The organism is Streptomyces sp. IBSBF 3136 (assembly GCF_036815105.1).
Taxonomy (GTDB): Bacteria; Actinomycetota; Actinomycetes; order Streptomycetales; family Streptomycetaceae; genus Streptomyces.
The window spans coordinates 20,851-29,572 of record NZ_JAJSZC010000089.1 but is presented as its reverse complement, the minus strand read 5'-3'; the positions used below and the strand labels follow the sequence as shown (position 1 = coordinate 29,572).

General features: G+C 69.4%; 7 protein-coding genes. 6 read left to right on the top strand and 1 reads right to left on the bottom strand.

The window, feature by feature from the left end:
- Window positions 1–420: 420 nt before the first annotated feature.
- On the top strand, window positions 421–852 hold the full coding sequence (locus tag V7E45_RS20230) for an Hsp20/alpha crystallin family protein (RefSeq protein WP_333775598.1): 432 nt from the start codon (window positions 421–423) through the stop codon (window positions 850–852).
- Window positions 853–1,481: 629 nt separating this feature from the next.
- Here the strand turns inward: V7E45_RS20230 and V7E45_RS20225 are convergent.
- Window positions 1,482–2,915 (bottom strand): pre-peptidase C-terminal domain-containing protein, encoded by a 1,434-nt coding sequence (locus tag V7E45_RS20225; protein WP_333775597.1) that lies wholly within the window; start codon window positions 2,913–2,915, stop codon window positions 1,482–1,484.
- A 347-nt stretch (window positions 2,916–3,262) separates the two neighbouring features.
- On the opposite strand from V7E45_RS20225, the gene V7E45_RS20220 reads away from it, so the two are divergent.
- The 5 genes from V7E45_RS20220 to V7E45_RS20200 all read left to right on the top strand — a co-directional run bounded on the left by V7E45_RS20220 (window position 3,263) and on the right by V7E45_RS20200 (window position 8,599).
- Window positions 3,263–4,213 carry an ABC transporter substrate-binding protein gene (locus tag V7E45_RS20220; protein WP_333775596.1) on the top strand — a complete coding sequence of 317 codons (951 nt, stop codon included), beginning with the start codon at window positions 3,263–3,265 and terminating at the stop codon, window positions 4,211–4,213.
- 2 nt (window positions 4,214–4,215) lie between these two features.
- Window positions 4,216–5,175 carry an amino acid ABC transporter permease gene (locus tag V7E45_RS20215; protein ID WP_333775595.1) on the top strand — a complete coding sequence of 320 codons (960 nt, stop codon included), beginning with the start codon at window positions 4,216–4,218 and terminating at the stop codon, window positions 5,173–5,175.
- Window positions 5,176–5,183: 8 nt separating this feature from the next.
- Window positions 5,184–5,936 (top strand): amino acid ABC transporter ATP-binding protein, encoded by a 753-nt coding sequence (locus tag V7E45_RS20210; RefSeq protein WP_333775600.1) that lies wholly within the window; start codon window positions 5,184–5,186, stop codon window positions 5,934–5,936.
- Window positions 5,933–7,165 (top strand): M20 family metallopeptidase, encoded by a 1,233-nt coding sequence (locus V7E45_RS20205; protein WP_333775594.1) that lies wholly within the window; start codon window positions 5,933–5,935, stop codon window positions 7,163–7,165. Before V7E45_RS20210 ends, V7E45_RS20205 begins: the two co-directional genes overlap by 4 nt.
- Window positions 7,166–7,306: 141 nt before the next feature.
- A complete protein-coding gene (locus tag V7E45_RS20200) occupies window positions 7,307–8,599 on the top strand; it encodes a cyanophycinase (RefSeq protein ID WP_333775593.1) in 1,293 nt (430 codons plus the stop codon).
- Window positions 8,600–8,722 lie beyond the last annotated feature (123 nt).

The following is an 8,722-nucleotide window of genomic DNA, read 5'->3' as shown; positions in this document are numbered from 1 at the left end:
CCCCACTCGTGCAAGGAACCTCTCCACGTGGGCGGTTGGGAGGGATCGGGCGTATCGGGCGCATCGCAGGGTACGTGAGTGGTGCACCGGCCCCGCAGGCCCAGCAGTGGAACCCTGCTCCTCCTGTCTGCGGGGCCGCTGCGCACGGCTCCTGCTCGACACATCGGCCCGGGCAGGCCACAACAGTCGACAGCGTGGTCAGGGCTGCACGAGGCGGTGCAGGGCGAGGCGGGCGAGGGGCGTGTAAGCGAGCGGAACGAGCTGCTGTCGTGCGAGTGCGGCTGTCGGCGGCCGCCATGGGCACCTGGACGTCATCGTTTGGACGACATCGGGTTTGTCATCTACTGGATGACGTGTTACAACGGATTCAGTGCAGCGCATTGGCAGCAACTGCCTGAACTCCCCGGAGGTGTTTTTCCGATGTTGATGCGCACCGACCCCTTCCGTGAGCTCGACCGGCTCGCTCAGCAGCTGACCGGGCCGGCGACCTGGTCCAGGCCGTCCGCGATGGCGATGGACGCCTACCGCGAGGGGGACGAGTACGTCGTCGCCTTCGATCTCCCCGGCGTCAGCGCGGAGGCGATCGACATCGACGTCGAACGGAACATGCTGACCGTCAAGGCCGAACGCCGGCCCGTGGCGAAGTCGGACAACGTGCAGATGGAACTCTCCGAGCGGCCGCTGGGCGTCTTCTCCCGCCAGATCGTGTTGGCCGACACGCTGGACACCGAGCGCATCTCCGCTCACTACGAGGCCGGGGTGCTCACCCTGCGCATCCCGATCACCGAGCGCGCCAAGCCCCGCAAGATCGCCATCAGCGGGGCAGCGGACCGCCAGGAGATCTCCGGCTGAGCCGGACGGCAGACGCTGATCGGCAGCGGACGGCGGGCATACGACCTGCACTCGCCCGCCCTCCGTGCCCGAGCACGGACCCGGTGCACGGGGCTGAGCCGGCCCGGTACCGGGGCCGGCCGCGCGCCAAGGCGGCTCCTCGCGCCGGGCGGCACGCAGCAGAGTGGGGACCTGCCCGGCGTCAGAGCCGGGCGTGTCAACCGGCTGCGCCGACGTCCCGCGAGGCGGTGTCCAGCAGACAGTCGATCATGCTTGCGTGTTCAGTGTGCTCTAGCCGGTCCACCGACCGTCACCTGCGCCACGGCTGAGGAAGGGCGCGGGGCGCAGGGGTAGCCGCACCGCCGGACTCGCACCGGTGAGGATTCACGATGTTCACCGAGCGCGCGCTCGGTGAACATCGTGGGCGCGCCCCATGGCGGTGCCTCCCGCCACTGTCCGGAGGCTGACGTGGTGATGGCGGCCTGGCACACCGGCACGCCTGGCACGGCTCTTTGGCGGCCGGCGGCAGCGCGACAGGTGCACGCCTGCGCGCTGCCGCCGGTCGCCGTCAGCGCCTGCCACCCACCGCTATCTGCAATGAGCGGGAACAGGAGGCAGCAGTGGCCTCCGTGGCGACGTGAACCTCGCGGTCAGGCGGTGTTCACGTCGCAGGCGTAGGTGGCGGAGCCGGAACCGGCGTAGGACTCGAGGTCCAGGTAGTACGTTCCGCTGCCCGAGGCCGTGCGGGTGTAGGTGAGGGACTCGTCGCTGCCCCGGCCGTCGTTCACCGACCTGGTGAGCGTGCTCCCGGACGCATCGAGAAGGTAGACATCCGCGTCGTAGGCGTCCGGGATGGCGCAGGAGATCGCCGCGGTTTCGCCGGAGGCGAGCGTGAACTTGAAGTAGTCCCGGTCGGAGGAAGTGCTCAGGGCGCCGGACACTGTCACCGGGGGAGTGCTCGACGTGATGTCGTCGGCGGTGGAGCGGGAGTCGTTCGGCTCGCTCTCGTTCACTGTCGTGCCGCCCCCCGAAGTTCCGCAGCCGGTTTCGGGTGTGCCGTCGTACAGGTTGGCGTCGGGCACGCCGTTGTTGACGCTGCGCCGGTAGTAGCCGCAGGCGGGGCGGTTCTTGAAGTCGAACGTCTGACCGTCGGTGAGGTGCCAGATCTTGTAGTTCGAGAAGGTCAGAGGCTTGCCGGAGGCGGCCTGCTCCGGCTGGTGGTCGCCGAGGACGACGTAGGCGTCGCTGCCGTACAGCGTGCCCAGTCCGTTCTTGTCGATGTAGAGGGAACTGCCTCCTTCGTCTATGCCCACGCCCCACGCCTTGCCCTGTGTGGTCAGGCCGTCCTTGATGGCGCGCGCGACGAACGCCATGGTGCGGCCCATGCGGTCGCGGGCGACGAAGTGGGAGTCGTTGATCGTGTCAGCGTAGTTCGGCCAGTTGAACATGCCGGTCGTGAACGTGACGGACTTGTCGTAGGGGTTGGCGAGCGCGTCGGTCGAGGGCGCACTCGCAGTGCAAGCGTCGTACACGATGGAGCTGTTGATGTGCAGGCCGGCGCTGCCGCCTCCCGAGCCACCGCCCTTGGCGACGACGGACTGCACCAAGGCCTGGAGAGCGGTGCCCTTCCAGGCGGCGTAGCGGCACTGGTCACCGCCTGCGAAATAGACGAACTCCGCGTTGCGGATGTCGGTGTTCAGCTGGGTGTTGTTGCCGTCGGACGCGGTGGTGAGCGTCCAGGTGGTGCACGAGTTGACACCGGAGAGCCCGGTGATCGTGTCGCATTCGGGTGTCTTCCCGCCCGAGGTGGGGGCCGAGCCGGCCAGCACGACCACGTCGAGGCTTCCGGTGCCGCCGCGGATCGCGTCGATGGCCCTCGTCATGGAGCCACCGAGGACGCTGCCGTCGCCGTTCATGGTGAAGGCGGGGCCGGACCAGCTCGATCGGCTGACGTCGGTTGCGCTGCCGAGGCGGATGCGGTCCGCGGAGGCATGGGCGGGGTCACTGGTGACGGCGAGGGTCGTGGCGGCCGCCACGACCACAAGGACCGAGGCGAGAGGTCTGCTCAGGGCGCGTGAGGTCATCGGTGCTCCTGGGGGTGCGGGACGAAGTGGGGGTGAGGGAACGAGCCGCCCATGCCCCGCTCCTGACGGATCAACAGCAGGGCTCCAGACGGCAGTAGCGGAACATACAAGCAGCTGGTTGTTACGGGAAGATGTAAAACGAAAGTCGCGGAGAGGGGCTTCGCAGGAGCGCGAAAGACCCCTCATCAACGCCCATTTCGGAACTTCTCGCGGCACCTCGGTCGAGTTACCGGAATGTAATCGGCATTACATCTATGCATGACTAGCGCGCAGATGTAGTTTCCTGATCTGTCAGAGGGCGAGGGCAGACCTCCCCCGGCAGCACTTCTCGAGAGGGACCGATCGTGATGCCACATTCCTCCCGCCGCACCGTGATCAGTGCCGCGACCGCCGTCGTGGCGCTGATGGCGTCGAGTGCCTGCGACGACGGGTCGGACACCGGCGAGGCCGCTTCGGCCAGTACCGTGAAGGTCGCCGGAGTGACGGTGAAGAAGGACAAGGCCCTGCACGACGCCCTGCCCGCCGGCATCAAGAAGTCCGGAACGGTCCACGTCGCCACCGACGTGCCCTACGCGCCCTTCGAGATGTTCGTCAGTGAGGGCGGCAAGGAGCTCACCGGACTCGACTACGACCTCGGCCGGGCCATCGGAGCGAAGCTCGGGGTGAGGTTCGTCTTCACCCCGCAGAAGTTCGACGGCATCGTGCCCGCCCTGCAGGCCGGCAAATTCGACGCCGCGATGTCGGCGATCACGGACAACAAGGACCGCCAGAAGGTCGTCGACTTCGTCGACTACTCCCAGTCCGGGTCCGGCGTCCTGGTCGCCAAGGGCAACCCGAAGAAGATCACCACGCTGACCGACCTGTGCGGGTCGCCGGTCGCCGTGCAGGCCGCAACCAACCAGCTGAAGCTGCTCACCGAGACGCAGGCCGACTGCACCGCGGCAGGCAAACCCAAGATCGCCATCTCTACCTTCCCGAAGGACTCCGACGCGCAACTGGCGCTACGGTCGGGGAAGGTCGTGGCCGACGTGCTGACCAAGCCCGCCGCGGGCTGGACCGCGAAGACGGCCGACGGCGGCAAGGCCTTCGAGCTGGTGGAGGACCCCAAGGCGCCGGGCGGCTACCACGCCTCGCCCAACGGCATCGCCGTCAGCAAGAAGCTGCCCGAACTCACCGAGGCGGTGCAGAAGGCCCTCCAGGCCCTCATCGACGACGGCACGGCCACCAAGATCTTCGACAAGTACGGCGTCGCCTCGATCGCCGTCGAAGAAGCCACCCGCAACGCGGCGGTGGACTGACGATGCCCGCCACCTCCACACCGTTGAGTGCCTCACCGCAGCGCGCGTCCGCCCCCGACCACATCGACATCGTCCCGGTGAGGCACTACGGCCGCTGGGCCGCCGCCGTGGCTGCCGTGGCGGCCGTCGGCGGACTGATCGGCTCACTGGCCAAGAACGCCAACCTGCACTGGGACGTCATCGGCCACTACCTCTTCGCCGGCCTCATCTTCGACGGTCTGGCGACGACGCTGTGGCTGACCGCCGCGGCCATGGCCCTCGGTCTCGTCCTGGGCACCCTGATCGCGGTCATGCGCCTGTCCGCCAACCCCGTCCTGTACGGACTCTCCTCCCTGTTCGTCTGGATCTTCCGGGGAACGCCGCTGCTGGTCCAGATCATCTTCTGGGGCTATGCCGCGGCTCTGTACAAGAAGGTGCTGGTCGGCATCCCGTTCACCCACATCACGTTCGTCCAGGCCGATACGAACTCCCTGCTCACTCCGGCGGTCGCGGCCTTGCTCGCACTCGGCCTGAACGAGGCGGCCTACGCGAGCGAGATCGTCCGCGCCGGCATCCAGTCGGTCGACCCGGGACAGACGGAGGCGGCCCACTCGCTCGGCATGCGACCCGCCCTGACCATGCGCCGGATCGTCCTTCCCCAGGCCATGCGGGTGATCATCCCCCCGATGGGCAACGAGACAATCAACATGCTGAAGATGACGGCGCTCGTCTCCGTCATCGCCGCCCACGACCTGATGTCGAACATCCAGGACGTGTACGCGCAGAACTACCAGGTCATCCCCATGCTCGTGGTCGCCAGCATCTGGTACCTGGCCCTGGTCAGCCTGCTGAGCATCCCCCAGGCCTGGATGGAGCGACGCTACGGTCGCGGCACTTCGCAGGGCGGCCGGACATCCGCCGTGCAGCGCATGTTCGCAGGCGCCGTCGCGCTGGGCCGCGCCAAGAAGGAGTCGGACCGATGACCACGCCCATGGTGCACGCACAGGGCGTGCGCAAAGACTTCGGCAAGCTCGAGGTGCTCAAAGGCATCGACCTGACCGTCGGCGCGGGAGAAGTGTGCTGCCTGCTGGGCCCCTCGGGCTCGGGCAAGTCCACGTTCCTGCGCTGCATCAACCACCTCGAGAGGGTCGACGGCGGCCGGCTCTCCGTCGACGGCCAGCTCGTGGGCTACCGCCGGCAGGGCGACCGACTGCACGAACTGCGTGAGCGGGAGGTCGCCGCACGCCGCCGTGACATCGGCATGGTCTTCCAGCGCTTCAACCTCTTCCCCCATCTGACGGCACTGGAGAACGTGACCGAGGCACCCGTACGCGTCGCGGGTGCCAGCCGCGCCGAGGCACAAGAAGACGGTATGCGCCTCTTGGAGCAGGTCGGCCTCGCCGACCGCGCCGGGCACTACCCCGCACAGCTCTCCGGCGGACAGCAGCAGCGGGTCGCCATCGCCCGCGCCCTGGCCATGAAACCGAAGCTGATGCTGTTCGACGAGCCGACCTCGGCACTCGACCCGGAACTGGTCGGGGACGTCCTGGACGTCATGCGGCACCTCGCCGCCGACGGCATGACCATGGTCGTCGTCACCCACGAGATCGGCTTCGCCCGCGAGGTGGGCGACACCGCCGTCTTCATGGACGAAGGCGTCGTCGTCGAAGCCGGACACCCCCAGCAGGTACTCGTCGACCCCGAGCAGGAACGCACCCGCGGATTCCTCTCGAAGGTCCTGTGAGCGCCCCGGTCCGTCAGCGGTCGCGCACCGCAGCACTGCTGACGCTCGCCCGTGCCCACCAGCCCCGATACCTGCGGGAGTTGGCGGAGCTCGTCGCGATCGACTCCGGCTCGTACAGCCCCGCAGGCGTCAACCGCGTCGGCGCGATCGTCGACGACCGGCTGCGGGCCCTCGGATTCGACACCCGCCGCCTGAGCCTGCCGCCCGTCGGCACTCTCGCCACCGGCGACCTGGTACTGGCGCGCAAGAAGGGGTCACTCTCCGTCGAGGACGGCGGCCGTCGCATTCTCCTCGCCGCGCACCTGGACACCGTCTTCGAGGACGGGACGGCCGCGGCACGGCCGTTCGCCCTGGTCGGCTCGCACGCCCGCGGACCAGGGGTGAGCGACGACAAGGGCGGCCTCGTAGCCGGTCTCGCGGCACTGCGCATCCTTGAGGAAACGGGCTTCCAGGAGTACGCCGAGCTGGTGTTCCTTGCCGTCCCCGACGAGGAGATCGGCTCCCCGGCGAGCCGCCCCCTCACCGAGGAGACGGCGCACGGCATGCACTACGCCCTGGCGCTGGAGTGCGCCCGGGAGAACGGCGACGTCGTGATCGCCCGCAAGGGCATCGCCGACTTCCGGCTCACCGTCACGGGCCGCGCCGCCCACGCCGGCATCGAACCGGAACGGGGTGCCAACGCCGCGCTGGCGGCGGCCCACCTCACCGTCGCCCTCCAAGGGCTCAACGGCCGCTGGGACGACGTGACGGTCAACGTCGGAATGGTGCACGCCGGCACCCGCATCAACATCGTCTGCCCCGAGGCAGAACTGCACGTCGAGGTCCGCTCGGCGACGACGCGAGGCATCCGGCAGGCCCGGCGGGCGATCGAGGAACTCGCCGCACGTCCAGCGGTCGCCGGGACCACCGTGACGGTGGAGCAGCTCGACCTCTGCCCGCCGATGGAGGACACCGACGCCGCGCGGCATCTCCTGCGCACCGCCCAGTCCATCGGCGCAGAAATGGGATTGTCCATCGGGGCGGCCGCCACCGGCGGAGTGGGCGACGCGAACCTGATCGCCGGCGCGGGTGTGCCCGTGCTCGACGGACTGGGACCGGTAGGTGGCGGCGATCACAGCCCGCAGGAGTGGCTGGACACCACCACCGTCGCCACTCGTGTCGCCCTGCTCGCCTCGCTCATCGCCGAACTCGGGCGCGAGCACCGCCTGCCGCCCGATCCGGCGGCCTAGGCCGGCTCCGCCGTCCCCGCGCGGGCGGTTCCGCCACCACCCGGCGCAGCAACCGTCCGCACCAGCCGTTGCCCCACCCCGCCTGGCGCACGGCCGCCCACAGCACATCACCCACGTCCGCACACTCCCTGGAGGCACCTCATGCGCACTGCGCACAGAGCCGGTCGCACCGCCCTGGCCGCGAGCACCACGCTCCTGCTGGCTCTGACAGTCGCTCCGGCAGCCGTCGCACACCCGGCCGCCGGACACCGCTCCGCCGGGTCGCTCGTCCTGGTCGGCGGCGGGCTGAAGGACGACAACGACCAGGTGTACGGCGAGATCATCGACCGGGCCGGCGGCAAGGGAGTCGCCCGGATCGGCGTGCTGACCGCCGCCTCCGTGCCCGAGAGCCAGGACCCGAACGCCGGTGACCCGGCCACGTGCTCCAACTCCGCCTGCAACGGCGCCTATTACGCCGACCTGTTCACCCGTCACGGTGCCGCCGACGCGGAGTGGATCCCCGTCGACCTCGACCACGTCGCCGCAGCCGACTCCGACCGCGTCGTCGCGCAGGTCAACAGCATGACCGGGTTCTTCTTCGGCGGCGGCGACCAGTACCGGTATGTGACCAGCCTGCTGCACGGCTCCAGCCACACCGACTCCAAGGTGCTGGCCGCCATCCGTGCCAAGCTCGCCCAGGGCGCCGTGGTGGCCGGATCGAGCGCCGGTGCCCAGATCGCGGCCGGGGCCGACATGATCACCGGTGGCGACTCCTACGAGGCCCTGCGGGACGGCAGCACACCCGGCTACTTCGACGACGCCTCCAAGCTCGGCTACCTGCCCGAGGGCGGCTTCGGCTTCCTTCGCTCAGGACTGCTGGACACGCACACCGGCACCTCCGGCCGTGAGGGCCGCTCGCTGCGCCTGGCCGCCGACACGGGCCACCAGCGCATCTACGCGCTCGAGGAGAACACCGCACTCGTCGTCGAGCAACCGGGATCGCCCGACGAGAGCATGCGCGTCGTCGGCCCCCAGGGCCTGGCGGTGTTCGATCTGCGGCACACCCGCGTGGGTCGACGTAACGGAGGCTGGTCGCTCACCGGGGCCACCTACGACTACCTCACCGACGGTGACCGCTACGAGCCGCGCCGCTGGCGGGTACGGCCGGCATCCGACAAGAAGCGGCTGCACCCCCTGGACCGCACTCCGGTGCCCGCGAACAACGACGTCTTCTACTCCCTCGCCAACGACGACGGCGTCCCCTACAGCTTCCTGGGCACCGCACGCGCCCTCGCGCAGTCCGCGGGGCAGCGGGAGGCCACTGCCACCACATACGAGTCCGGCCCGCGGTTCACCGTCACCTTCCACAAGGACCGGCACTTCACGCCCCTGACGAACGACGGCACCACGGCGGACACCCTCATCGGGATGACCGTGTCCATCACCCCCCAGTGAGGCTTCCCGCGCAGGCCGGGCCGAGGGCTCCCCGAGAAGGGGGCGACAGAGCCCTCGGCCCCCGGATGGGCGGGAAATGCACAGGGCTCGGTCCTCCACCGGGCGCCCCGGGCCCTGTACCTG